16 protein-coding genes are annotated in these 25,960 nt (G+C 54.0%); 12 read left to right on the top strand and 4 right to left on the bottom strand.

Annotation, left to right across the window (positions count from 1 at the left end):
* Nucleotides 1–34: 34 nt before the first annotated feature.
* From BM114_RS00525 to BM114_RS00510, 5 genes are all read left to right on the top strand, one after another.
* Nucleotides 35–2,551 carry a glutaminase family protein gene (locus BM114_RS00525; protein ID WP_092109708.1) on the top strand — a complete coding sequence of 839 codons (2,517 nt, stop codon included), beginning with the start codon at nucleotides 35–37 and terminating at the stop codon, nucleotides 2,549–2,551.
* Between the two features lie 9 nt (nucleotides 2,552–2,560).
* Nucleotides 2,561–4,864 (top strand): GH92 family glycosyl hydrolase, encoded by a 2,304-nt coding sequence (locus tag BM114_RS00520; protein WP_092109016.1) that lies wholly within the window; start codon nucleotides 2,561–2,563, stop codon nucleotides 4,862–4,864.
* 223 nt (nucleotides 4,865–5,087) lie between these two features.
* Nucleotides 5,088–5,327 carry a hypothetical protein gene (locus tag BM114_RS14220; RefSeq protein WP_177207007.1) on the top strand — a complete coding sequence of 80 codons (240 nt, stop codon included), beginning with the start codon at nucleotides 5,088–5,090 and terminating at the stop codon, nucleotides 5,325–5,327.
* 44 nt (nucleotides 5,328–5,371) lie between these two features.
* Entirely contained in the window at nucleotides 5,372–6,838 is a 1,467-nt protein-coding gene (gene xylE, locus BM114_RS00515; RefSeq protein ID WP_092109013.1) for a D-xylose transporter XylE, read from the top strand.
* A 118-nt stretch (nucleotides 6,839–6,956) separates the two neighbouring features.
* Nucleotides 6,957–7,505 carry a hypothetical protein gene (locus BM114_RS00510; RefSeq protein ID WP_092109010.1) on the top strand — a complete coding sequence of 183 codons (549 nt, stop codon included), beginning with the start codon at nucleotides 6,957–6,959 and terminating at the stop codon, nucleotides 7,503–7,505.
* A gap of 8 nt (nucleotides 7,506–7,513) precedes the next feature.
* On the opposite strand, the gene BM114_RS00505 is transcribed toward BM114_RS00510, so the two are convergent.
* Nucleotides 7,514–10,021, bottom strand: coding sequence for a glycoside hydrolase family 31 protein (locus tag BM114_RS00505; RefSeq protein WP_092109007.1), 2,508 nt, complete (start codon nucleotides 10,019–10,021; stop codon nucleotides 7,514–7,516).
* 397 nt (nucleotides 10,022–10,418) lie between these two features.
* On the opposite strand from BM114_RS00505, the gene BM114_RS00500 reads away from it, so the two are divergent.
* Nucleotides 10,419–11,618, top strand: a complete 1,200-nt coding sequence (locus BM114_RS00500) for a porin (protein ID WP_092109004.1) — start codon at nucleotides 10,419–10,421, stop codon at nucleotides 11,616–11,618.
* A gap of 41 nt (nucleotides 11,619–11,659) precedes the next feature.
* Nucleotides 11,660–13,099, top strand: a complete 1,440-nt coding sequence (locus tag BM114_RS00495; protein ID WP_092109001.1) for an aspartate ammonia-lyase — start codon at nucleotides 11,660–11,662, stop codon at nucleotides 13,097–13,099.
* 202 nt (nucleotides 13,100–13,301) lie between these two features.
* Here BM114_RS00495 and xylA read toward each other — a convergent pair whose 3' ends face one another.
* Entirely contained in the window at nucleotides 13,302–14,621 is a 1,320-nt protein-coding gene (xylA, locus tag BM114_RS00490) for a xylose isomerase (RefSeq protein WP_092108997.1), read from the bottom strand.
* Nucleotides 14,622–14,721: 100 nt separating this feature from the next.
* The gene (locus BM114_RS00485) at nucleotides 14,722–16,218 is read right to left on the bottom strand and encodes a xylulokinase (RefSeq protein ID WP_092108992.1); all 1,497 of its coding nucleotides are present in this window, start codon (nucleotides 16,216–16,218) and stop codon (nucleotides 14,722–14,724) included.
* Nucleotides 16,219–16,358: 140 nt separating this feature from the next.
* On the opposite strand from BM114_RS00485, the gene BM114_RS00480 reads away from it, so the two are divergent.
* From BM114_RS00480 to BM114_RS00460, 5 genes are read left to right on the top strand one after another with little or no spacing between them, the layout of a single operon-like run.
* Nucleotides 16,359–18,917, top strand: coding sequence for a zinc-dependent metalloprotease (locus BM114_RS00480; protein WP_092108988.1), 2,559 nt, complete (start codon nucleotides 16,359–16,361; stop codon nucleotides 18,915–18,917).
* Nucleotides 18,918–18,929: 12 nt separating this feature from the next.
* Nucleotides 18,930–20,159 (top strand): nucleoside recognition domain-containing protein, encoded by a 1,230-nt coding sequence (locus tag BM114_RS00475; RefSeq protein WP_092108983.1) that lies wholly within the window; start codon nucleotides 18,930–18,932, stop codon nucleotides 20,157–20,159.
* A gap of 4 nt (nucleotides 20,160–20,163) precedes the next feature.
* Complete coding sequence (locus tag BM114_RS00470; protein ID WP_092108980.1) at nucleotides 20,164–21,609, top strand: oligosaccharide flippase family protein; 1,446 nt, start codon at nucleotides 20,164–20,166, stop codon at nucleotides 21,607–21,609.
* A gap of 6 nt (nucleotides 21,610–21,615) precedes the next feature.
* On the top strand, nucleotides 21,616–23,727 hold the full coding sequence (locus BM114_RS00465; protein ID WP_092108976.1) for a S46 family peptidase: 2,112 nt from the start codon (nucleotides 21,616–21,618) through the stop codon (nucleotides 23,725–23,727).
* Between the two features lie 54 nt (nucleotides 23,728–23,781).
* Complete coding sequence (locus tag BM114_RS00460; RefSeq protein WP_092108973.1) at nucleotides 23,782–24,351, top strand: RNA polymerase sigma-70 factor; 570 nt, start codon at nucleotides 23,782–23,784, stop codon at nucleotides 24,349–24,351.
* A gap of 554 nt (nucleotides 24,352–24,905) precedes the next feature.
* On the opposite strand, the gene BM114_RS14570 is transcribed toward BM114_RS00460, so the two are convergent.
* Nucleotides 24,906–25,934 (bottom strand): endonuclease/exonuclease/phosphatase family protein, encoded by a 1,029-nt coding sequence (locus BM114_RS14570; protein ID WP_255406388.1) that lies wholly within the window; start codon nucleotides 25,932–25,934, stop codon nucleotides 24,906–24,908.
* Between the last annotated feature and the right edge of the window lie 26 nt (nucleotides 25,935–25,960).

The raw sequence follows: 25,960 nt of genomic DNA, 5'->3' as shown, positions 1-25,960 counted from the left end.
AGAGAACTTTAATAATTTATCCATAATTGATATGATGAAGAAACTTGCAACCTTACTGATTGGCCTGACGCTTGCCTTCACGGCGAATGCTCAGAATGACGATTTCTTTGAGCCTTATAGGGAATCGGCGCTGCGCCTACCCTCGAATCCGATACTCATGAACGACCCTTACCTGTCTATCTGGTCGCCGTTCGATCATCTTTACGACGGTTTCACGCAGCACTGGGCACGCTATAAGAAGCCGTTGAATGGAATCCTGCGTGTAGACGGGGTAAACTATCGCTTCATGGGCGGGGAGCCTCGGGAGATTCTTGAGACGCTCGTTCCCGCCGGAGACGAGGAAGATTATGATGCGCTTTACACTCGTGAGAGGCCGGCGGACAACTGGACTGCCGTGGATTTCAATGCCCAGGGTTGGAAAGAAGGGAAGGGAGCCTTTGGCAGCGAGGGCAATACCGGGGTGCGCACCCTCTGGAAAGACTATGATTCCGACATCTGGGTTCGCCGTGTCGTTAACTTCAAGGAGGAAGACTTGAGGGAAGAACTCTATCTCATACTCTCTTTCGACGATGACATGGAGGTCTACGCCAACGGCAAACTGCTTGCAAAGTCGTCTTCTCACTACGGTATGGGGGTGAGCAAGAGGCTTAGTGAACAGCAGAAATCACTTCTCAAAGAGGGCGGGAACATGATCGCTTTCCATTGCCATAACGGCAAGGGAGGTGCCATGGCGGATGTAGGCTTCGCGAAGGATATTGCCCCTAAGGGGTATCAAGAGCAAAAAGCTCGTCAGTTGGGATGTGATGTTATGGCCACGAGTACTTACTACACCTTCCGTTGCGGCGGCTTGGACCTTGACCTCGTGTTCACGGCCCCGATGCTCATAGACGACCTCGACATGGTTTCCACCCCCATTAACTACATTTCCTATCAGGTTCGGTCTAACGACGGAAAGGCTCATCAGGCTCAGCTCTTTATCACAACGACGCCGCAAATGGTGCTCAACAAGAACGACCAGCCCACCGAGAGCAGTCTTATCACGGAGCATGGAGTGGAGTATCTCAAGACGGGAACCATAGAGCAACCCTATCTTGCCAAGGCCGGGGACAACATTTCCTGCGACTGGGGGTATTTCTATCTCTGCGGTCTGAATGGCAAACTCACGCTGGGCAGCCAGTCGGAAATCAGAAATCTTCTAATCTCGGGCTCTGCGCAGGCCGTCGGGAGTCGCCTGATTCGCAACTACAAGGCCTCTACGATGCCGATACTGGCCTATGAGCACGACTTCGGAACGACCGCCCGGGCAGCGAGCTATACGATGGTGGGCTACGACGAGGTCTATGACATGGAATATATGTTCGAGCGTTATAAGGCCTACTGGACGCATGGGGGCAAGGTTTCCATCTTCGATGCGTTCGATAAGTTCCGAACGCAGTATGCAGATATTATGGCCAAGGCCAAGGCTCTTGACAAGCGAATCTATGACGACGGGCTGAAGGCTGGCAACGCCCACTATGCCGAGATACTCTCCGGCTGTTACCGTCAGGTGCTGGCAGCCCACAAGCTCTTCATGGACAAGGCGGGAAACCTGCTCTATTTCTGCAAGGAGAACAACTCCAACGGCTGCGTGAACACTGTGGATCTGACCTATCCCTCGGCTCCGCTCTTCCTGCTCTATAATCCAGACTTGCTGAAGGGAATGATGACGAGCATCTTCGAGTATTCGAAAAGCGGCCGCTGGAACAAGCCTTTCGCCGCTCACGACCTCGGAACCTATCCCATTGCCAACGGTCAGGTCTATGGCGGCGACATGCCTTTGGAGGAGAGCGGCAACATGATTATTCTCGCTGCCGAGCTCTGCCGCCTGGAGGGCAGCACCCGATATGTAGACCCTTACTGGGATGTCATTACCACTTGGGCCGACTATCTCGTCGAGAACGGGCAGGATCCTACCAACCAGCTCTGCACCGACGACTTTGCGGGTCATTGGGCGCACAACTGCAATCTCTCCGTGAAAGCCATCATGGGAGTTGTGGGATACGCTGGGATGTGCAGGCTAAGGGGCGACCTGAAAGCCTATGACAAATATCTTGCCAAGGCCCGGGAGATGGCTTCGAAATGGGAAAAAGACGCTCGCGAGGGCGATCATTACCGGCTGGCGTTCGACCGCGACAACACCTGGAGCCTGAAATACAACATGGTGTGGGATAAGCTGTGGGGCACGAAGGTGTTCCCCGGCAGCGTCATGAAGCGCGAGCTCCCCTTCTATCTGAAGCAGCAGAACCGCTACGGAGTGCCCCTTGACAACCGCAAGGACTACACCAAGACCGACTGGGTGATGTGGGTGGCTGCCATGACAAAGGACAACAAGGACTTCCTCAAGTTCATGGAACCTGTATATAACTATATCAACGAGACTTCCTCACGCGTTCCCTTGAGCGACTGGAGTTATACCACCAGCGGCCAGTGGGTGGGCTTCAAGGCTCGCTCCGTGGTCGGCGGTTACTGGATGAAGGTGCTCATGGACCGCGAATTGGCAAAGAGTAAATAACCGATAAATATGAAAAGAATATTAGCAGCATCGCTGCTGTTCCTCGCGTTGGGTGCAGGAGCAGCCACCGACCCTGTCGACTATGTGAGCACGTTGGTAGGTTCAGACTCCAAGTTTGCCCTGTCCACGGGCAATACCTATCCCGCCATTGCCATGCCCTGGGGCATGAACTTCTGGGTTCCGCAGACCGGAAAGAACGGCGACGGCTGGCAATACACCTACTCGGCCAACAAGATAAGAGGTTTCAAGCAGACCCATCAGCCGAGTCCCTGGATCAACGACTACGGCGTGTTCTCGCTGATGCCGGAGACGGGGGCGCCTGTCTTCGACGAGGATAGGCGCGAGAGTTGGTTCTCGCACAAGGCAGAAGTGGCCACACCTTATTATTATAAGGTCTATCTGGCCGACTATGATGTGGTTACCGAGGTGGCTCCCACCGACCGTGCGGCCATCTTCCGGATTACCTATCCCGAGAGCGAGCATTCCTATCTCGTGCTCGACGCCTACCATCACGGCTCCTATGTGAAGATCATTCCCGAGGAAAACAAGATCATCGGGTACACGACCTTCAACCACGGAGGCGTGCCCGACAACTTCAAGAACTACTTCGTACTGGTCTTCGACAAGCCGTTTACCTATACGGCCACCGTCAACGACAGCGTCATCAACCGCCGCAGTCTGGAAACGGGTAACGAGCATGCCGGCGGAATCGTAGGATTCAAGACCCGGAGGGGCGAGCAGGTGCATGTGCGCGTGGCCTCTTCGTTCATCAGCTACGAGCAGGCAGAGCAGAACCTGACGGAGCTGGGCTCCCTGACTTTCGACGAGGTGAAGGACCGTGGGCGGCAACGCTGGAACGAGACGCTGGGTCGCATCGAGGTGAAAGACGACAACATCGACCACCTGCGCACCTTCTACAGCTGCCTGTATCGTGCCGTGCTCTTCCCGCGCAGCTTCTATGAGGTTACCGCGGGGGGGCAGACCGTGCACTACAGCCCTTACAACGGCCAGGTGCTTCCGGGCTATATGTTCACCGATACAGGCTTCTGGGATACCTTCCGGAGCCTCTTCCCGCTCGTGAACCTGGTCTATCCCTCCATGGGGGAGAAGATGCAGAACGGGCTTGCCAACGCTTACCGTGAGAGCGGATTCCTCCCGGAGTGGGCCTCGCCGGGACATCGCGACTGCATGGTAGGCAACAACTCGGCCTCCGTGGTGGCCGATGCCTACCTGAAGGGAGTGCGCAGCAAGGCCGACATAGAGACTCTCTGGGAGGCCGTGGTCCACGGGGCCAATGCCGCCCATCCGCAGATTATGTCCACGGGGCGTGCCGGCGTGGACTATTACAACAAGCTCGGCTATGTGCCCTATGATGTGAACATCAAGGAGAATGTGGCCCGCACCCTCGAGTATGCCTACGACGACTGGTGCATCTACGAGTTCGGAAAGGCGCTCGGCAAGTCGGCCAAAGAGCTAAAACCCTTCGCCCGGCGTGCCCTGAACTATCGGAATGTGTTCGACAAGAGCGTCAACATGATGCGGGGCCGCCTGAAGAACGGCAAGTTCCAGAGCCCGTTCAGTCCCTACAAGTGGGGCGATGCCTTCACCGAGGGCAACAGCTGGCACTGGACATGGTGCGTGTTCCACGACCCGCAGGGGCTCATCGATCTCATGGGAGGCAACGAGACCTTCAATCGCATGATGGACTCCGTCTTCGTGGTGCCCCCAGTCTTCGACGACAGCTATTATGGCGGGGTCATCCACGAGATACGCGAGATGCAGATCATGAACATGGGCAACTACGCCCACGGCAACCAGCCCATCCAGCACATGATATATCTCTATGACTACAGCGGCCAGCCCTGGAAGGCGCAATACTGGATTCGGGAGGTGATGGACAGGCTCTACAGCGCCATGCCCGACGGCTATTGCGGCGACGAAGACAACGGCCAGACCTCGGCTTGGTATGTGTTCTCGGCCATGGGGTTCTATCCCGTGTGCCCGGGCAGCAACGAGTATGTGCTCGGAACGCCCTATTTCCGCCATGTAACTCTCCATCTCGAGAACGGCCGAAAGGTGAATCTTGACGCGGAGAACTTGTCGGAAGCTAACCGATACATCCACTCGATGACCGTCGACGGGGCTTCCTATGACAAGAACTTCCTCACGCATGCCGACCTCGTAAAGGGTGCCGACATCCGCTACAGCCTCTCCGCCACACCCGACAAGTTGCGCGGAACGGCACCGGGAAGTGCGCCTTACTCATTCTCGAAGACGCTGCAGAAGGCTGCGGGGAAAGCCAAGAGGCGGTAAAGGAGTGTCTTCGGTGAGGAACCCGATGATGCAGAAGGCGAAGGGATGTGGCGCAAGGCCGATCTCTTCGCCTTCTCGCTGTCTGCCGTCCGTTGCTCCCGCTTGCCGTGGATGTGGCCTCTTTCGATCGCAATCGTAATATTCAGGAGAAATAGTAGTGCCCTTCCGAAATAGTTTCAGTAGTTGAAACAAATTGTTTCAACGGCTGAAACACCGTGTTTCAATGACTGAAACAACATGTTTCAGCGGCTTGCGACAATCCTTTAAACCGCTTGCACCAATGCTCTTAGCCCTTCCCACATTTCGTAATGGCGGCTTTCATCAGCCGAGAATAGCGTTTCCGGAAAGTTGGAAACAATCCATAGCCGGGCAAAAGGATGTCTCTTTGCCCTCTTTTTGGTTTTTATTTCCGGAATTCCTTTTTGTTTTTTATCGTTTTTTGTTATCTTTGCATCGTCTGTAAGGACATCAGAACCTAACGATTATAAACTTAAACAAACCAATTATATGGAACAAACACAGAACGGTAGCAGAGCCTACTTGTTTTCTATCGTGCTGGTCGCCGTGCTCGGAGGCTTGCTCTTCGGCTATGACACGGCCGTTATCTCGGGAGCGGAGAAGGGGCTCCAGGCCTTCTTTCTGGGCGCCAAGGACTTCCAGTATTCAGAGTTCATGCATGGATTTACCTCTTCGAGTGCCCTCATCGGCTGCATCATCGGGAGTGCCTTGTCGGGTCTCTTCGCCGGAAAGTTCGGTCGCAAGCGGTCGCTCGTCTTCGCCGGTCTGTGTTTCTTCTTCTCCGCATGGGGCTCCATGACGCCTGAAAGCTATGTGCTGCCCGAGGGCGAGGCCAGTTTCCGGTTGCTTCTGGTCTTCAATCTCTATCGTGTTCTCGGTGGCATCGGTGTCGGCATGGCGTCGGCCATCTGCCCGATGTATATCGGCGAGGTGGCTCCCTCCAACATCCGCGGCATGCTGGTGAGCTGGAACCAGTTTGCCATTATCGGCGGTCAGCTCATCGTCTACTTCGTCAACTTCCTCATCTTAGGCGAGCACACCAATCCTGTCATCGAGTCGATAGGACAGGGCGTGGCGCAGGTGATGCCTGGCAGCGACCCCTGGACCGTCTCCACGGGGTGGCGCTATATGTTCGGAAGCGAGATGGTGCCCGCCGGATTGTTTGCCATCCTCATCTGTTTCGTGCCCGAGACGCCTCGTTACCTCGTGATGAGTGGCCAGGACGAGAAGGCACTCAGCATCCTTTCCCGCATCAACGGGACGGCCGTGGCACGGGAAATCCTTGCCGAAATCAAGGAGACCATCAGCGTGAAGACCGAGCGGCTGTTCTCCTACGGCTTCATGTGCATCTTCATCGGCATCATGCTGAGCGTCTTCCAGCAGGCCATCGGCATCAACGCTGTGCTCTATTATGCGCCTCGCATCTTCGGCGACATGGGCATGGACAACCCCATGGTGCAGACGGTGCTGATGGGAGTAATCAACCTTACCTTTACGCTCATTGCCATTTTCACGGTGGAGAAGCTGGGTCGCAAGCCGCTGCTCATCTGGGGTTCCATCGGCATGGCTATCGGTGCCTTCGGCGTGGCGCTCACTTTCGGCAACCCCGCGCTGTCCATGGTGTGCATGATTTCCATCATGGTCTACAGCGCGAGCTTCATGTTCTCGTGGGGGCCCATCACCTGGGTGCTCATCGCCGAGATATTCCCGAACACCATCCGGGGTGCCGCCGTGGCCATCGCCGTGGCCTTCCAGTGGATTTTCAACTTCATCGTGAGCTCCACTTTCGTGCCGATGTTCAATATGCACTTGGCTCCGGGCGACGATTTCGGCCACTGGTTTACCTATGGTCTGTATGGTTGCATCTGCGTCGTGGCCGCTCTCTTCGTGTGGAGACTCGTCCCCGAGACGAAGGGCAAGACGCTGGAAGACATGACGCATCTCTGGAGAAAATAATCGTCTGCTGGCCAATCGGGCGAAACGGAAGAAGGAATTGCCTTGCTCTCGCTTCGCCCGGCTTGCAGGGTGAGATGTCTCTATATTATTTTTATCAAGCCTTTTATCACGCAGCAGCATGAGAAACCGACTACTCATCAGGCAAAGCCGCACGGCAGTCTATATCGGCACGATGCTCATCCTGCTGTCAGGTGTGCTCACGCTGTGCTTTCGTAACACGGGTGGAGGATGGATTGCCTGCGGCCTGATAGCCGTGGGAATAGCTTTCTTTACCATCCTGCCTTATTTCGTTGGCGGCAAGGACTACATGATTCTCGACCGGGAAGGCATGGAAGTAGCCGAATGGCATCGCAAGATAAGATGGGAGAAGGTGGCGTCATGCACCTATCAGAGGGGACTGTCGTCGGTCGCTACCCACACGGCCGTGCACAAAATGCTGGTCGTTACCCTGCTGGACGGCAGCCTTTATAAGACCGATATGGGGCTGTATGCCTGTTCCGACCGCAGGCTGATGGATGAAATTGACGGCTGGAGCGGCAGGAATCTCTTCGACCGCCATGCCGACAAGACCGACCGCAAGAATCTGGGTATCTCGCTGCTGCTGGCTGCGGTCGGCCTGATAGCATTGCTCATCCTGCTCTCTTTCCTGCTGTACGGACGGCTGTAGCCGGTGATTTACTTCTGGTGAAGGAATCTGGCCATGGCCGCATCGTCAACTTTGTTGGCCTTGAGGATTTCAGGCAGATTGCGATAGTTGGCCTTGAAGGTATTCACGAGCTCGTTGAAGCGGTCGGAAAAGTACTGCAAGGCCTCACCGAGCGACCCCATGGTGCCCAGTTCCTCGTTGAGCACGATGCCCGCATTGTTGTATTTCAGCATCACGATGCCGTTGCGCACATGCTTCATCTGCCCCTGCAGGCCGTCGGAAACATCGACGGCATCCTTGGGATAAGTAATGGTGATGGTCTTCTCCACGGCACAGTCGGTCTGCGGCACATCGATGATGAGAGCCAGATTCTCGCCGTCGTACTCATATTTGGCTTCTGTCCCGTTCACGCTAACCTGCTCGGGAATGGCCGAGGCCACCACTTTCACCTTGAACTGGCGCCGTGCCGGCATGTCCTTATAGTTGCCTTTGCGAGCACCGATCTTCACGGTCAGCCTATTGTCGACCCGCTCCGAGGAGAGCAGGGTCGTAGCATAATTGTTCTCATAGTCCTTGTCGTTGCCGTTATCCTCATACATGCAGAACTCGCCACGCTGTCCCGGGAACACGCTTACGGTGATGGAATTGTCGTTGCGGCGCAGGTTCTTCACCTCGCCGTACTCGGGAATCACGGAACCGGCCTTGACATAAACCGGCATCTCGTCTAACTGGAAGGTGCGGGAAACAGCCTGCCCGCCCTTGAGGAGCGTGCCCGTAGCGGTCTCAAACCAGTCGTTTCCGGCGGGGAGCCATACCTGTTTCTCCGAGATTCCGTCCTTGGCGGGAGCAGTAATGGGATAGACCAGCATCTGGTCTCCGAACATATACTCGTCCTTGTTGTCGTAGGCCTCCTGGCTTTCAGGGTAGTCATAGTACATCGGGCGGCAGAGCGAGAGTCCCTCGTCGTGGGTCTTGCGGGCCATGGTGTACACATAAGGCGCCATGCGGTAGCGTTGCAGCACGATATTGCGCAGCATTTCGAAGTGCTCATTGTCAAAAACCCAAGGTTCTTTCTTGAGTGCGGCCTGCTTGGTAGAGTGCGTGCGCAGGATGGGACTGAAGGCTCCGAACTGCATCCAGCGCACATAGAGCTCGGGGTCTATGCCCGGTGCGCCCATATGGCCGCCGATATCGTGGCTCCAGAAGCCATAGAGCACATTGGATGCGGTGGAGTTGAAGTAAGGCTGGAAGTCGAGAGATTTCCAGGTGATGTGTGAGTCTCCGGAGAATCCTATCTGATAGCGATGGTTGCCCAGACCGCCCCAACGGTGGTAGAGCATGGGTCGCGTGTCGCGGTTACGCTCCATATCGGTGAACACGGCGTAGTTAATCCACCATGTGTTGCTAAGTTTCGGGAACTCTTTGTCATTGCCCCACTGCTGCCAGTCGAGCCACCAGAAGTCCACCCCCATGTTTTCCATGGGGCGGAGCTGGGTGTTGAGCCATCCCGTCATGAACCGTTTGCTGGAGGCCTGCCAAGGAATGTCCTGCTGGGTGGCGGGGTCTATGCCCATCCACTTGGCCATTTCAGGATAGTGTTCCTCGTAGGATTTGATGCCGTCGGCGGGGTGAAGGTTGAATGTAATCTGCAGGTCGTTGCCTTTGAGCCACCCCAGGAACTTGGCAGGATCGGGGAAAAGACGCCTGTTGAATGTGTAGCCGGTCCAGCCTCCCTTGCCTTTCTCGGTGTAATGCCAGTCCATGTCGATGACAAGCACATCGAGCGGAATCTGATATTGATGGAACTTGCGCACGAGATCGCGTAGTTCCGCGTCGGAATATGACCAGTAGCGGCTCCACCAATAGCCGAAAGCGTAGCGTGGAGGCAACGGCACCTTGCCTGAGAAAACAGTGAAGTCTTTCAGCGCTTTCTTGTAGTCGTGCCCGTAAGCCATGAAATACCAGTCCTGCGTAGAGCCTTCCTCGTGTCGTTTAGCCAGCCAAGGCCAGTCGGAATGGTCGAATATATAGCCTTCAGAATCATCTATGAAGGTCCATCCGTTGCGTGAGAGCAGTCCATCCTCAATAGGCATCGTGCGCTTTTCCCAGGTTTGGTAGTCGCCGTCGTAGCCGTCAAGAGTGCGATAAGTACCCAGAAGGTTCTTGTCATCCTTTTGCCCCGGTTTCCAACTGAAGGGCTTCCGGGCTCCCTTGGCAGAGGTGATGGTGAGGTTGGAAGGCGTAAACTTGCCGCTGCCTTTCAGGTAACGAATCACCATTTGGGCCGTCTTGATTTCTACCTGCTTGCTGTGGTTGCTGACCTTGTAGTCTACCTGGGGATAGTCGCGATTGACGGCAATGAACGAGAAGTCATCCATGAACTTTCCGTCGGGTACATATTCTAACCTTGCAACCCCGTCTGTAATCAGGGAAATACGGACTTGTGCGTCTTGATAGGCAATGTTTTTTTGTGCGTTGGCATGCAGGGCAAATACCACACAGCATAACATGAGCAGTAATCTGGATTGATTCTTCATTTGTTTAGGTTATTGATATTTGCTTCAAAATTACGAAAAAAGTTTCAATATGGCAAGTTTTGCCGCCGATAATTTATAACTTTTTATCGATCTGCCATGTCGTTTGTAACGCTGTTGCTAACCCGTTTGTATGAATGGTAATATGCCCCATGGAGGCGAGGAATGGAAATAGAAGCGGAAAAAGGAGGCTGCAAGAAAATATCTGGTTTTTATGAGCTGTATTGAAAAAGTTTTGCTATCTTTGCAAAAATACACTACAAGAGCTGGACTTAAAGTAATCAATACTGATATTATGGCAATCACCATGTACTGTAACGAAGTATTCGTCATCGTTGCTATTGCTGCCGTCGCGGCAATAGACATTATCGTATGAACCTTTTAATCATCACGGAATAGTATGAAGAAGATAATGCTGATGGCAGTCGTGCTGTGTTTCTCGACAGGAGCGTGGTCGCAAGGCAAAAATCCGGGGATGGGCGGAGACGACGCAGATATTGAGAGCCTGACAGAGCGTGTGCTTAAGTTGGAGAAGAAGGCGGATGCCTTTCAGGTATATTTCAACTATTCGGCTGCCTTTCAGGAGTCGTATGAAAGGAAGGAGTGGGGCTCGGCGTTCCGCAACAGGGATGCCCGCTTCGAGATAAAGGGCAATATCACGCCGAAGCTGAGCTATCGTTTCCGCCATCGGCTGAACAAGAGTAACGCCGCAAAGGGGGAAGACAACTTTGCCAAAGCCACGGACTTGCTCTTCGTGGGATACCAGTTCAATGAGAAGATAGGCGTTCAGGCGGGTAAGGTATGCCAGAACTTCGGCGGATTCGAGTATGATGAGAACCCGATGTTCATCTACCAATACAGCGACATGCTCAACTATATGGACATCTTCATGGCGGGCGTGAATCTCTCTTACAGACCTTTAGCCACGCAGGAACTCAACCTGAATGTTACCAACACCTATAACGGCAAGTTCAGCGAGGAGTATGGCGACGCCCCGCTGACGCTTGCCAATGCGGGTGCCGTGAAGGAAGTGGAGGCATCGAAGCATCCGCTTACCTATATATTCCTATGGAACGGGAGCTTCCTGAACGACCGGTTGCAGACGCGGTGGTCGTGGGGAATCCAGACGCAGGCCCGCCATAAATACAGTCGACTGCTCATGCTGGGACAGAGGCTCAACCTGCCGAGGCTTCAGTTCTATATGGACTATTATGCAGCCTCCGATGGGTTAGACTGTCTGCGCATAGCCTCCACCGAGGCGGCCGACTACCTCTCGGCCTCGGGGGCGGGGTATTTCAGCGATGTGCACTATGATGCATTGGTGGCAAAGGCCAATTGGCAGTTCGCCCCGCAATGGAATCTGATGCTCAAGGGGATGTATGAGACGGCGAGCGTCGAGAAGATAGAGCAGTTCAAAAACTACCGCAAGGCATGGGGCTATCTGGCCAGCGTGGAGTATTACCCCGTCAAGCGCCAGAACTTCCGGCTGTTTGCCGCCTATATAGGCAGGAAATATAACTATACCAGCCAATGCACTCTTGAAGACTACGACACCCATCGTGTGGAGCTCGGATTCATGTATCGCATCAAGGCTTTCTAAGAAAATATCAACATCAATAAAACTTTTAAACGAATAAAGCTATGAGTGAAGAAAAATTCCGTGTAGAGTCTGACCTCTTAGGAGAACTCAAAGTGCCTGCAGAAGCTTACTACGGTGTGCAGACACAGCGTGCCATCAACAACTATCGCATCTCTCACATGAAGATGCGCGACTATCCCGACTATATCATTGCGATAGCCTATGTGAAGCTGGCGGCTATACAGGCCAACCATGCCCTGGGCGTTATCAACGACGAGATTTCAGCTGCCATCGAGCAGGCTTGCCACGAGCTTATCGAGGGGAAGATGCACGAAGACTTCCCCATCGACATGATGCAGGGCGGCGCGGGCACCTCGGTCAACATGAATGCCAATGAGGTAATCGCCAACCGGGCTCTTGAAATCATGGGGCATAAGCGCGGGGAGTTCATGTATTGTTCGCCAAACGATCATTGTAACTGCGGACAGTCCACCAATGATGTCTACCCGTCAACCATCCGTCTGGCCCTAATTCGTATGAACAAGACCCTCGTGGCCAGCCTCACGGGCCTCATCAGTGCCTTCCGCTACAAGGCAGGGGAGTACAAGAAGGATATCAAGATGGGGCGCACGCAGCTTCAGGATGCCGTCCCCATGACCTTCGGGCAGGAGTTTAATGCCTATGCCGACAACCTCGAGGAGGAAATCCTGAATCTCGACCGCAATGTACAGTTGCTCCACGAGATCAATATGGGCGGTACGGCCATCGGCACCGGACTGAATGCCGTGCCCGGTTTCGCTGAACTCTGTGCAGCCAACTTGAGCAAGCTTACCGGCGAGAACTTCATCTCCTCGCCCGACCTTGTCGAGGCAACGCCCGACACGGGTGCCTATGTCAGCTATTCAGGTGCGCTGAAGCGGCTGGCTGTCAAGTTATCGAAGATTTGCAGCGACCTCCGCCTGATGGCTTCCGGTCCGCGGTGCGGACTGCATGAAATCAACCTGCCTGCCATGGCTCCGGGCTCGAGCATTATGCCGGGCAAGGTGAATCCGGTCATTCCCGAGGTGGTAAACCAGACTTGCTTCAAGGTAATCGGTAACGACACCACCGTTAGCTTTGCCGCTGAGGCCGGCCAGCTTGAACTGAATGTCATGGAGCCGGTCATCACCGAGTGTCTCTTTGAGAGCCTCTGCTGGCTGCGCAACGCTATTGACACGCTCACGGAGAAGTGTATTCTCGGCATCACGGTCAATCAGGAGCACTGCAAGGAGATGGTGAAGAACAGCATCGGCATCGTAACTGCCCTCAATCCTATCATCGGATACAAAAACAGTACGAAAGTGGCCAAGGAGGCTCTGGAGACTGGCCGATCTGTCTACGACATCGTCTTGGAAAAGAAACTGATGACGCAAGAGGAGCTTGACAATGCCCTCGATCCAGACAACATGCTCCAGTCGCATAGCTTCAGGCTGAAAGACGACATTGCAAAGGTGCGGCAATAATCGCCCGCTGACGGCAAACGGGCTAACAAAATCGGCGGTTTCGTTCTACGAAATCGCCGATTTTGTCGTTCAATCTCGCCGATTTTGTCAGCCTTGAGGTGGCTATAAGGCTACTTGGTAGTAAAAAGAGAACGAGGAGGGGACACCGGGCGGTCCTCTCCTCGCTGCATGAACCGGAGCTCGGTTGCGAGCCCAGGTTCCATTATTTGCTGTAGAGTGCTACGATAGTTTCATAGAGCTCTTGCTTGCCTGAGGTCTGTGCGGGTTCGCCGTTGGCCTTTGCATAGCTGACAATGTCTTCAAGCGAGAGCCTTCCTTCCTCAAACTCCTTGCCCTTGCCGCTGTCGAAGCTGGCATAGCGTGCCTTCTTCATGGCAGGCAGTTCGCTCTCCTCGAGGATGGCGGCTGCGTTCTCGAGGGCGCGTGCCATTGCGTCCATGCCGCTGATGTGTGCGATGAAGATATCCTCCGGGTCGGTGGAGTTGCGACGGAGCTTGGCATCGAAGTTAGAGCCTCCGTTGCCCAGTCCGCCGTTTCGGATGATTTCCATCATGGCCTGCGTGAGCTCGAAGTTGTCAATCGGGAACTGGTCGGTGTCCCAACCGTTCTGGGCGTCGCCGCGGTTGGCATCGATGGAACCGAGCATTCCGTTGTCTACGGCCACTGCAAGTTCGTGCTCGAAGGTGTGGCCGGCCAGTGTGGCATGGTTAACCTCAATATTAATCTTGAAGTCCTTGTCCAGTCCGTGTGCACGGAGGAATCCCAATACGGTCTCTACATCCACATCATACTGGTGCTTTGTGGGCTCCATCGGTTTGGGTTCAATCAGGAAAGTTCCCGTGAAACCCTTGCTGCGGGCATAGTCGCGGGCGGCTCCCAGCATAGTGGCCATGTGCTCCTTCTCACGCTTCTGGTCGGTGTTCAGGAGGCTCATATATCCCTCTCTTCCGCCCCAGAACACATAGTTGGTGCCTCCGAGCTTGATGGTTGCGTCGATGGCGTTCTTGATCTGGACGCAGGCCCGTGCCACTACATTGAAGTCGGGGTTGGTGCTGGCTCCGTTCATATAACGCTGATGCCCGAATACATTTGCCGTTCCCCAGAGTAGTTTCTTGGTAGGGTCGGCCGCCATCTTTGCTTTCAGATAGTCTGTAATCTCCACCATGCGAGCCTCATACTCCTCGATGTCCTTGCCCTCTTCAATGAGGTCTACATCGTGAAAGCAGAAATATTCGATGCCGAGTTTGGTCATGATTTCGAAACCTGCGTCGGCCTTGTCCTTGGCACGCTGTATGGGGTCGGCCGCCTTGTCCCATTCATAGGAGCGGGTCTGGCCTCCGAACTGGTCGCCCGAAGCCTGACCGAGGGTGTGCCACCAAGCCATGGCGAACTTCAGCCAGTCTTTCATCTTCTTGCCTAAAACTACTTTCTCCGCATCGTAATAGTGGAATGCGAGAGGATTCTTCGACTCGGTTCCCTCGAAAGGAATCTTGCCGATTTGTGGAAAATACTCTTTTGCCATATTTATTAAAATAATCGTTTTGAAGCTGTGCCTGATCCTGTTTGATAAAGAATGGGCGCGGACTTCTGGGTTAATGTTTTGTTGTCTTATTGTTTTTGCCTTAGCCTACGGATTTCTTTAAGGTTTCCTTCCATTCTGCGTAGGCATTGAGATACGCTCTCTGGCGTGCACAGTCAGGTTCTACGACCTCAAGCTTCTTCAGAGTGGCAAAGGCCTCGTCGTGGTCTTTATAGATGCCGGCTCCCATTCCGGCTCCCTTGGCAGCTCCCTGGCTGCCGTCGGTTTCGTAGAGCTCGATGGAAGCGCCGCTGGTAGAGGCCAGAGTGTCGCGGAATAGCTTGCTGAGAAACATGTTGGCCTTGCCCGCGTGTATTTTCCGGATGTCCATTCCCATGCGCTGCATGATTTCCATGCCGTAGCAGAAACTGAACACGATGCCTTCCTGGGCGGCCCGCACAATATGCGCACGGGTAGTGTTGTTGAAGTTGATGCCGTGAATGGAACATCCCACCTCGCGGTTTTCCAACACGCGCTCTGCCCCGTTGCCGAATGGGATGACTCTCAGGCCTTCTGAGCCGATGGCGATGCTTGCGGCAAGGTCGTTCATCTCGCTGTAGGAGATGCCCTCCGGAGCCACATTGCGGCGCACCCAGGCGTTGAGGATTCCCGTTCCGTTGATGCAGAGCAGTACGCCCAGTCGGGTGAGGTTCTCTGTGTAATTCACATGCGCAAAAGTGTTTACTCTGCTTTTCTTGTCGTAATTGACTTCACCGAGGACCCCGTAAACTACTCCCGAAGTGCCGGCAGTAGAGGCGATTTCTCCTGGGTTGAACACATTCAGCGACAAGGCATTGTTGGGCTGGTCGCCGGCGCGATAGCTGATGGGAGTGCCCTCCTTCAGTCCTGTTTCTTCGGCTGCGCCCTTTGAGACCTGTCCCTGAACGCAGAATGTCGGTACGATGTCGGCTATGATGTCTTCTCTGAAACCATAATATTTCATGAGGAAATCAGCCACTTGCTTCTGCTTGAAGTCCCAGAATATGCCCTCTGAAAGACCGGAAATGGTGGTGTTAATCTCTCCGCTCAGTTTCATGGCGATATAGTCTCCGGGGAGCATTATCTTGTAAATCTGTTCGTATAGCTGGGGTTCTTTGTCTTTCACCCATGCCAGTTTAGCGGCCGTGAAGTTGCCCGGGGAATTCAGCAAGTGTTCGAGGCACAGCTCTTTTCCAATGTTCTCAAAAGCGTTCTCTCCATAAGGAACGCCACGCGAGTCGCACCAGATGATAGCATCGCGCAGCGGACGGCATTCCTTGTCGACGCAAACGAGGCCGTGCATCTGGTAAGAAATGCCAATAGCCTTGATGTCCTCGCCCTTGACGGCGTTGTCAGCCATAATCTTGGCAAGGCTTTGCTTGGCATACAGCCACCATGAGTCGGGGTCCTGCTCTGCCCATCCTGCCTTCACGGCCTTGATGGGAGCCTCATGTTCGGGGAAGAAAGCTGCTGCTGCGCAAGCCCCTGTCTCCACATCTACGAGCGATGCCTTGACAGAACTGCTGCCAACATCAAAGCCCAATAAGTATTGTCTGCTCATGTAAAGAATATCGTTAGGTTTAAAATCCTCAATTGCAAAGATATAAAATATCTTGAAAAAAACATCATTTCCAAATATATTATTTCGATAATTCCGAATTAATAATTAAATTTGCAACTTGAAACAATTAGTTGTAACAAATGAGAAACAAGAAACCTTTACTACTGTGCATTGCCACAGTAGCTTTCAGTCTGAATCTGCAAGCTTTCAATTTGCCGTCCTTTACCTTTCAGAAAGATACCTCTGTAGTTGTAAAAGACAGTTCCAAGCTTGACAGGAAGTCGTCTTCCAAAGACAAGAAAGCTGATGCCAAGAAAAAACCGGAGAAGAAGAACGAGTATGAAGAACTGTTGAAGAAGAAAGGCACCATGCACAAGGGGCTTTTCACGGTTCGCCATATAGAGGACAAATGGTATTTTGAGGTGCCGGATTCATTGCTTGGGCGATACCTGCTTTGCGTTACCCGCTATACCTCCGTGCCGCAGGGATTCGGCAAGTTCTCTGGAGAAGAGGTCAACGAGGCTACTGTATATTTTGAGAAGCGCGACTACAAGACCATGCTCCTGCGTGCTTATGTGCTCTCTCAGATTGCCGACGAAAAGGATAACATCTCTAAAACCTTGCAGGCTTCGACGACGGATCCCATCGTGGCTTCGTTTAAGATTATCGGAAAGAATAAGGACAAGCACCTGAACCTGATAGAGGTTACTGGTCTTTTCCTGAAAGATAACAAACTGATGACTTCCATTTCGGGAGGCAGATTGGGCGCTCCCAAGCTTGGCGCACTCTCTTCCGACCGTACATTCATCGACACCGTGAAGGTGTTTCCCATTAACATAGAAGTAGCCACCACCCGCACCTATGCCATTACGAGTGGGCGATTGGCCGCCGCTTCTACAGGGAGTGCCACACTCGGCATGAACACTTCTATCGTGATGCTTCCCGTGCAGCCCATGCGTAAACGCCTATGGGACAAGCGGGTGGGTTACTTTGTGAATAACTTCACTGTCTTCAGCGACGACCAGCACAAGACAGAGCGTGAGTCGTTCATAGCCCGTTACCGCCTTGAACCAAAGGACAAGCAGGCCTATCTGAAGGGAAAGCTCGTAGAGCCGGTGAAGCCTATCGTCTACTATATCGACCCTGCGACCCCAAAAAAATGGGTGCCCTATCTGATACAGGGCATCGAGGACTGGAATGTCGCTTTCGAGGCTGCCGGCTTCAAGAATGCCATTCAGGGCAAGGAGTGGCCTGACGACCCGGACATGAGCGTCGACGACGCCCGCTACTGTGTGCTCCGCTATCTGCCCTCAGAAACCGAGAACGCCTATGGGCCTCATGTTTCCGACCCTCGCAGCGGTGAAATCATCGAGAGCCATATCTGCTGGTACCATAATGTGATGAATCTTCTTACCAAGTGGTATATGGTTCAGTGCGGTCCGCTCGACAAACGCGCCCAGACCATGAAGTTCGATGATAAGCTGATGGGAGAGCTCATCCGTTTTGTAAGTTCCCATGAAGTGGGGCATACTCTCGGGCTTCGTCATAACATGGGCGCAAGTTATGCCACTCCCGTTGAGAAGCTCCGCGACAAGGCCTGGGTAGAAGCCCATGGCCATACCGTAAGCATCATGGACTATGCCCGCTTCAACTATGTGGCACAGCCGGAAGACAATATTTCCGAAAAGGGACTCTTCCCGCGTATAGGCGACTACGACAAGTGGGCCATCAAGTGGGGTTATCAGTGGCGGCCGGAGTTCAAGGATGAGTTCGAGGAGAAGGAAGCCTTGATGACGGAGACCACGAATGTGCTCAAGCTGCATCCAGAACTCTGGTTCTCGGGTGAGGGCCGGGACGAGGATCCACGCTCGCAGACTGAGAGCGTGGGCGATGACAACATGAAGGCAAGCACCTATGGCGTAAAGAATTTGAAGCGTGTGATAGCCGGTTTGCCTGCATGGACGAAGCAGGACAACTACCAATACGACGACCTTGCGGAGATGTATACTGCCGTTCGCGACCAGTTCAGCCGTTACACCCGGCATGTGCAGAAGAACATCGGAGGCCACTATCTCAGCAATCTTCCCGGCAAGAAGCCCGTCGAGGTGGCTCCGGCGTCGAAACAGCTCTCTGCTGTCAGCTGGGTCGGAACGAATGTCCTTGAGGCTCCCATGTGGCTTTATCCGAAGAATATAACCGAGTTGGTAGGCATGGATGTCCAGAAAGACATAGAAGGCAGGCAGAGTACGGCGCTCTCCGCTTTGCTCAGCGTGTCGGTCCTCAATAAGATTTACAACGATTCGTTTACTGAAGGTGCCGATATCCTGAAGCTTGGCACCTATCTGGATACCGTGTTCAAGTATGTGTGGAAGCCCCTGAACGGCAAGAGCGAACTGCAGAACAAGATACGCCGAACGCTGGAGCGCAATTATCTGGGCCGCATCAATTCCATCCTGAACCCGGAAAAGAAGGAAGAAACGAAAAGTGCGGGCAACGCTCTTATGCAACTTCTTAGTGGCGGCGGTTCCTCGACGGCAATCAGTTCTGATGCAACCCTCTATGTGCTTCAGCACTTGGACAAGATTGAGAGCTATTGTAAGAGCCAGTCTGTGTCTGCTACGGGTATCAACAAGCTGCACTATGGCGAGCTTCTCCAGCAGATAAAACTGATTCGGGAGCGTCGTACGACCGTTAAGTAAAGACATTCGGAAATGGTACTGAACTATATTTGGATAGCGTTTTTCGTCGTTGCCTTCGTGGTGGCTCTCATCCGACTAATCTTTCTGGGCGACCTGGGAGTATTTCCGGCGATGATGAAAAGCACCTTCGACTCTTCGAAGACGGCGTTCGAAATATCCCTCGGACTGACGGGGGTGCTGTCCTTATGGTTGGGTATCATGAAGATAGGGGAGCGTGGCGGGCTGGTAAACGCTCTGGCACGCTTCCTCTCCCCGGTCTTCGTCAGGCTCTTTCCTGACATTCCGAAAAACCATCCGGCAATGGGCAGCATCTTCATGAACATTGCCGCCAATATGCTCGGGCTCGACAATGCGGCAACTCCGCTGGGACTAAAGGCCATGGAGCAGATGCAGGAGCTGAACCCTAAGAAGGACACGGCGACCAATCCCATGATTATGTTTCTCGTCCTGAACACCAGCGGACTCACCCTGATTCCGGTTTCCATCATGACCTATCGGGCCCAGATGGGGGCTTCGCAGCCCACGGATGTGTTCATCCCCATCCTTCTTGCCACCTTTTTTGCCACCTTGGCAGGCATCATCATCACCTCTTTATATCAGCGCATCAATCTCTTGAATCGCACCCTCCTGCTCACGCTGGGCGGGGCTTGCGTCGTTGTGGCTGGCATCATCTGGGGCTTCTCACAGCTGGACGGGGCGACGATGAACGCGGTGAGTACGAGTGTGGCCACCATTCTTCTGATGGGCATCATCACGGGATTCATCCTTGTGGGTCTCTTAAAGCGCATCAATGTCTACGACGCCTTCATCGAGGGAGCGAAAGATGGATTTCAGACGGCCGTGCGCATCATCCCTTATCTGGTTGCCATACTCGTGGGTATAGGCGTGTTCCGGGCCTCGGGGGCGATGGACATGCTCATCGGCGGCATTAAGTGGGGCATAGAGACTTGTGGTTTCGATACGAGTTTTGTGGACGCCCTCCCCACGGCCCTCATGAAACCGCTCTCCGGTAGCGGTGCGCGCGGACTCATGGTCGACGCGATGAAGACCTTCGGAGCCGACTCGTTTGTCGGTCGTCTCTCCTGCCTGTTTCAGGGCTCCACGGATACCACCTTCTATATCCTGGCCGTCTATTTCGGCAGCGTGAGCATTAAGTACACCCGTCATGCCGTTGCCTGCGGACTCCTTGCCGACCTGGCGGGAGTGATAGCGGCAATTTCTATATGTTATTTGTTCTTTTAGGAAAATGGCGAATTTAAAATCTTTGGCGAAGGATACCGTCATCTACGGTCTCAGCAGCATCATCGGGCGGTTTCTGAATTATCTCCTGGTGCCGCTGTATACGATAAAGATTTCGGCAGCGTCGGGCGGCTACGGTGTCGTTACGAATGTATATGCCTATACGGCCCTGATACTTGTCTTGCTGACCTTTGGCATGGAGACCACATTCTTCCGTTTCGCCAACAAGCAGGAGGAGAATGCCGACAAGGTTTATGGCACCACTCTGTGGTCGGTAGGCCTGTTGTCTTTGGTCTTCGTGCTGCTGGTCATGGCCTTTCTGCAGCCTATCGCTGATTTTGAAGGCTATGCGGAGCATCCTGAGTATATCGGAATCATGGCCGTTACCGTGGCCGTCGACGCCTTCCTGTGCATTCCTTTCGACTATCTTCGCTACCAGAACAAGGCTTTGAAGTTTGCGAGCATCAAGTTGCTGAACATCGGCATGCTGATAGGGCTGAACCTGTTTTATTTTCTTGTAATGGGTGTTACCGATGTGGTCTACATCTTCTATATCAACCTCTTCTGCTCCTCCGTGCAGACGCTTTTCCTCCTGAAGGAGATGAAAGGTTTTTCCTATGGGTTCGACATGAAGCTTCTGAAACGCATGCTGGCCTATGCCTGGCCGATTCTCATCCTCGGCATTGCCGGCATCCTGAACCAGACGGCCGACAAGATACTCTTCCCGTTCATCTACAAGGCCGGCGATGTGCACAGCCAGCTGGGCATTTATGGAGCCAGTTCGAAGATAGCCATGATTATGGCGATGATCACCCAGGCATTCCGCTTTGCCTATGAGCCCTTTGTCTTCGGGCAGGCCAGGAGCAAGGACGACCGTGCCACCTATGCAAAGGCCATGAAGTATTTTCTCATTTTCACGCTGCTGGCGTTCCTCATGGTGATAGGCTATATGGACATCCTCCGCTACATCATCGGGCAAGACTACTGGGAAGGCCTGAAGGTGGTGCCGATTGTCATGGCGGCGGAAATCATGATGGGCGTCTATTTCAACCTCTCGTTCTGGTATAAGCTCATAGACAAGACCATCTGGGGTGCCGTGTTCTCGGGCATAGGATGTGCCGTGCTCATCGTCATCAATGTCGTCTTCGTGCCGCGCTACGGCTATATGGCATGCGCATGGGGAGGCTTTGCGGGCTATGGAGTAGCCATGATACTTTCTTATGTCGTCGGACAGAAATACTATCCCATAGCCTATCCGATGAAGGAGATGGCCGTATATGTAGGGCTGGCCGCATTGCTGTTCGTTGCCATGACGGCCTCCAACCATAACCTGTCCACTCTGCCGGCTCTGGCAGTGAACACCTTGCTGGGCTTTCTCTTCATTGCATACATCGTGAAGAAAGACTTCCCGCTGTCGGGACTGCCTGTCATTGGAAAATATTTTAGAAAATAATCAGATATGAAGAAATCAACATTAATTCTGGCGGGGCTTCTTGCCGTGAATGTGGCAAATGCCGACGAAGGCATGTGGACGCTCTACAACCTCCCGCAGGCCGTTTACCAGACTATGCAGACCGAGGGGTTCCAGCTGCCTTACTCCGCTCTCTACTCAGGAGAAAACGCTATCAAGAATGCCGTGGTCAACTTCTCGGGCTATTGCTCGGGCGTGGTCGTCAGCCCCGACGGGCTCGTCTTCACCAATCACCACTGCGGCTTTGAGGCCATCCGCTCGCATTCCACCGTGGAGCACGACTATATGTTGAACGGCTTCTACGCCAAGTCGTATGAGGAGGAACTGCCCAACGAGAACATGTTCGTGTCGTTTATGGTGGCTCAGAAGGACATTACCGACGAGGTGCTTGCCGGAGGATTCTATTACAAGACACCCGAAGCACAGGAGGAGTTCATCGACTCGCTTACCAATGCCTATACCCGCGAGGTTAAAAGACAGGATTCCACCCTGCATGTAGACATAGATCCCTTCTATGAAGGCAACAAGTTCTACGCCACCACCTATCAGGACTTCACCGATCTGCGGCTCGTATTTACCGTGCCGAAGTCGATGGGCAAGTTCGGAGGTGAGACCGACAACTGGATGTGGCCGCGCCAGACCTGCGACTTCAGCGTGTTCCGTATCTATGCCGACCCCAAGACCAATGGTCCGGCCAAGTACAGCAAGGACAATGTGCCTTATCACCCGAAGAGTTGGGCTCCCGTTTCCTTGCAGGGATACAAGGAGGGCGACTTTGCGATGACCGTGGGCTATCCGGGTTCCACCTCCCGTTATCTCTCATCCTATGGTATCCGCGAGCGGCGCGACGCGATAAACGCTCCCCGGGCGCAGGTTCGCGGCGTGAAGCAGGAAATCATGCTGAAGCACATGCAGGCGGATGAAGCCGTAAGAATCAAGTATGATTCCAAGTATGCGCAGAGTTCCAACTATTGGAAAAACTCCATCGGCATGAACAAGTGCATCGACTCCATCGGCCTCATTGGCCAGAAGCGTCAGTTCGAGGAGCAGATTGCCCGCTGGCAGGACAGCACCAAGTATCTGCAGGGCAAGCTCGACTTCAAGAAGATGGAGGAACTTTACAATAAGTGTTTCGAGGCTGGGAAGACCATGACCTACTTCACGGAGACTTTCCGCGGGACATCGGAGTTCAGCAACAGGGCCATGCGTCTGAACTATATCGAGGTGCAGGGACCGCAGGATAAGCCCAAGAAGCAGTATGTGGAGTTCAAGGATAACAGCGACGCTTGGGACGCCGCGCTCGACAAGGAAGTGTTTGCCGCACTTCTGAAGAACTATCGCGACAAGGTGCAGGCCAAGTATCTGCCGGCCTTCTACAAGACTATCGACACGAAGTTCGGCGGCAACTATGCCGCTTATGTAGACTATCTCTATGAGAAGTCGTTCCTCATGAGGAGCGGTGAGAGAATCTATGTGAACAAGAAGGGCTATCAGAAGGATCCCGGAGTGCAGTATAGCCTCGACCTGCTGGAAGTGATCGGCGACATCAGAAACGACATGGCATCTGTTATCGACGAGATCGACGAGCAGGAACGCTATCTTTGCGACGCCAAGATTCGGATGGAGCAAGACAAGCCTCACTACTCCGACGCCAACTTCACCATGCGCCTGAGCTATGGTCAGGTGGGCGGCTTCGAGCTGAGTGGCAAGCCTTCGGGTTACTATACGACGGCCGAGAGCATCGTGGAGAAGATGAACCATGGCGACGACAACTTTGAGTATCAGGCCGAGCCGGTGATGAAGGAACTCATGTCGGCGAAGGACTTCGGTCGCTACCAGGACAAGACGAGCGGCAAGATGCAGCTCTGCTTCCTCACCAACAACGACATCACGGGCGGAAACAGCGGCTCGCCGATGTTCGACGGTAAGGGGCGGCTCATCGGACTGGCTTTCGACGGCAACTGGGACAGCCTTTCCAGCGACATCAACTTCGATGCCCGGCTGGCACGCTGCATAGGAGTCGACATCCGCTATGTGCTCTACCTGATGGACAAGTGGGGGCATGCCGACCGCCTCTTGCGGGAAATCAATCCGCAATAGGGGCGCCGGCATCGTGGCGGGAGTAATTCACAAGTGCACAGGGAACGCTGGTCTATGAGGTCTTCTTTTGAGAACATCTACATATTGTGGTATGCAAGGCTGAAGAACTTTGCACTCACTTATGTGCTCCGGGACAGCGATGCCGAGGATGTAGTCCAGGATGTATTCACGCGCCTGTACGAGCGACAGAGCCTTCCGGCGCGCGAGGAGGCCATGGCGGGCTATCTGTTCCAGGCCGTGAAGAACGCCTGCCTGAACCTTCTCAGGGAAAGGCTCGCAGCCGCCAACGCGGAGAAGCGGCTGCGGAGCACCCTGCAGATGGAGCTCAGGCTCAGGTACGACTCCCTCGGACAGATGGTTCTGGTGCCCGAGACAGAAGAAGACATCGTGGAAATACTGGACAGGGCTCTCGCCCGGCTGCCCGAGAAGTGCCGTATCATCTTTGTGAAAAGCCGGCTGGAGGGCATGCGCCAGGCCGACATAGCCCGTGAGATGAACATCTCGATCAATACGGTGGAGACGCAGATGGGCATTGCCTACAAGAGGTTGAGGCAGGAGCTGAAAGACTATCTGCCTCTCTTCCTCTTCCTGTTCTGTGCATTCGAGTGCCACATCAGTCAGTAGCGACAGGGCTGGGCGCTGCCTTCCCGCTCATGGGGACCGGAAAGCAAAATCGGGTGAGACTATGCCTTCTTTGTATGTAGGCGGGTGTGGGCTCACAAGTCATTATCCTGATTTTTCTTAATTTCTTGTTTTTGCATATTTCGGAAATTACTGTATAATATGCGGAAAATGGGCTCTGATGTCGCAGATAACGGCTTCCGACACTCCTTTTAGCGGCCTTCAGGCGGGTAGAAGACGGCTAAAAGCAAGACCGGAAGCCGCTTCCAGTCGCAAGAAATTGCATATTTCGCACGATTCTCGAGAATCAAAAGTGTTAACAAAGTATAAATACGCCTCTAAAATGGGCTGTGTCGGCTCAAAATGCCGACTGGGTGGATTTTCCTCTTTCGCCTGCCCTGCAGCCGCAGGGAGGAAATGAATATTTATGCAGTTTCCGTTGCCGGAAATGTCGGCAAAAATGACAACATTCCGAATCCTGTACGATGAATGCCACGACAAGCCACCCGCCGCCTGCGGGGACTTGCCTTGCAGGGGCGGGAGGAGGGCTCAGATGGCTATTTGTTCTTGATTCTGAATTTCATCCAAACCCCTTTGTGGTCGGTCGGCCATGTGCCCGAGGGCAGAATGATCGGGTCGGCCGACCGGTCGCCGACGGCTTTCGACCGCACGATGGAACTGCCTGTGCCGAAGAGCTTGGCGTCTATGGCAAAGAGATTGTCGCCCTGATAGTAAATGAAATCTATGCGTTCGCGCTCATCGGCCTTGGGAGCCCAGGTGAGTTTGGTAATATCGGCGGCGGGGTTATGGCAAGGATAGGTGAAACCGGGGTAGCTGAGCACATCCGGATATACCTTTCGGTAGCCGTCCGTGAACCCGTTTCTCTCGAGCAGGGTGGAGACAGTCCATGGCACGACCATGCCGTGATGGTCGTAAAGATATGCCGTGGCCTCCGTCCAGTCGAGGTGGGAAGGCTCGTTGAAGTCGCCTCCGAAGATGACCATGCGCCCTGCCTCTAAGTCGTGGCGGGCCTCGTTCAGGAAGCATCGGGCGGCATTGTCGCGCCAGGAGAGGTCGTTCAGGCGGAGCACCTCCCCTACGCTGGTGGGTCGTTCGGTCTCCTTCCAGGTGAATCCGTCGTATCCCCTCACATTGTAGTAGGCGCAGTCGAGATAGTCCAGATGGGCGGTATAGACGGCAATCTCGTGTGCGCCGAGCTGTGCTGTCAGCTTGTAGACGCTGCCGTGGTCCTTGTTGAGCGGGAAGACGGCCACGGAATCCTTGAGGGGATACCTGCTTAGCAGCCCCGAGTCGTCTGTGCGGAAGGAGTAATAGGTCTTGCCCCGTGCCTTGAGCGACTGGCAGAGGCGGCGCGTGAAGTCGCTGCCGTGGTAGTTGCGCACCTCGCTCAGCGTTACGAAGTCGGGCGAGAGGCGGTCTATCTCGTTCACGATGGCGTCGTAGCCTCCGGGAATGAGGGTGCCCTCCTGCCAGATATTCCACTGGAGCACGGTGAACTCCTGGTCTCGTTTCTGCTGCAGGGAGTCGCTGTCGGGGGCTCTGTAGTTGTAGCCTTCCGCTCCCATCCTGGGCAGGATTGTCTGCAACCGGC

The sequence above is a fragment of the Prevotella sp. KH2C16 genome, assembly GCF_900113305.1.
Lineage (GTDB): Bacteria > Bacteroidota > Bacteroidia > Bacteroidales > Bacteroidaceae > Prevotella.
Note: the sequence above shows the minus strand (reverse complement) of the source record. Positions and strands in the feature narration are given on the sequence as shown.

What these genes read in the sequence shown, in the direction of transcription:
- BM114_RS00525 (WP_092109708.1), top strand. Translation starts at nt 35, where the DNA reads ATGAAGAAACTTGCAACCTTACTGATTGGCCTGACGCTTGCCTTCACG.
- BM114_RS00520 (WP_092109016.1), top strand. Translation starts at nt 2,561, where the DNA reads ATGAAAAGAATATTAGCAGCATCGCTGCTGTTCCTCGCGTTGGGTGCA.
- BM114_RS14220 (WP_177207007.1), top strand. Translation starts at nt 5,088, where the DNA reads ATGACTGAAACAACATGTTTCAGCGGCTTGCGACAATCCTTTAAACCG.
- xylE (WP_092109013.1), top strand. Translation starts at nt 5,372, where the DNA reads ATGGAACAAACACAGAACGGTAGCAGAGCCTACTTGTTTTCTATCGTG.
- BM114_RS00510 (WP_092109010.1), top strand. Translation starts at nt 6,957, where the DNA reads ATGAGAAACCGACTACTCATCAGGCAAAGCCGCACGGCAGTCTATATC.
- BM114_RS00505 (WP_092109007.1), bottom strand. Translation starts at nt 10,021, where the DNA reads ATGAAGAATCAATCCAGATTACTGCTCATGTTATGCTGTGTGGTATTT.
- BM114_RS00500 (WP_092109004.1), top strand. Translation starts at nt 10,419, where the DNA reads ATGAAGAAGATAATGCTGATGGCAGTCGTGCTGTGTTTCTCGACAGGA.
- BM114_RS00495 (WP_092109001.1), top strand. Translation starts at nt 11,660, where the DNA reads ATGAGTGAAGAAAAATTCCGTGTAGAGTCTGACCTCTTAGGAGAACTC.
- xylA (WP_092108997.1), bottom strand. Translation starts at nt 14,621, where the DNA reads ATGGCAAAAGAGTATTTTCCACAAATCGGCAAGATTCCTTTCGAGGGA.
- BM114_RS00485 (WP_092108992.1), bottom strand. Translation starts at nt 16,218, where the DNA reads ATGAGCAGACAATACTTATTGGGCTTTGATGTTGGCAGCAGTTCTGTC.
- BM114_RS00480 (WP_092108988.1), top strand. Translation starts at nt 16,359, where the DNA reads ATGAGAAACAAGAAACCTTTACTACTGTGCATTGCCACAGTAGCTTTC.
- BM114_RS00475 (WP_092108983.1), top strand. Translation starts at nt 18,930, where the DNA reads ATGGTACTGAACTATATTTGGATAGCGTTTTTCGTCGTTGCCTTCGTG.
- BM114_RS00470 (WP_092108980.1), top strand. Translation starts at nt 20,164, where the DNA reads ATGGCGAATTTAAAATCTTTGGCGAAGGATACCGTCATCTACGGTCTC.
- BM114_RS00465 (WP_092108976.1), top strand. Translation starts at nt 21,616, where the DNA reads ATGAAGAAATCAACATTAATTCTGGCGGGGCTTCTTGCCGTGAATGTG.
- BM114_RS00460 (WP_092108973.1), top strand. Translation starts at nt 23,782, where the DNA reads ATGAGGTCTTCTTTTGAGAACATCTACATATTGTGGTATGCAAGGCTG.
- BM114_RS14570 (WP_255406388.1), bottom strand. Translation starts at nt 25,934, where the DNA reads ATGGGAGCGGAAGGCTACAACTACAGAGCCCCCGACAGCGACTCCCTG.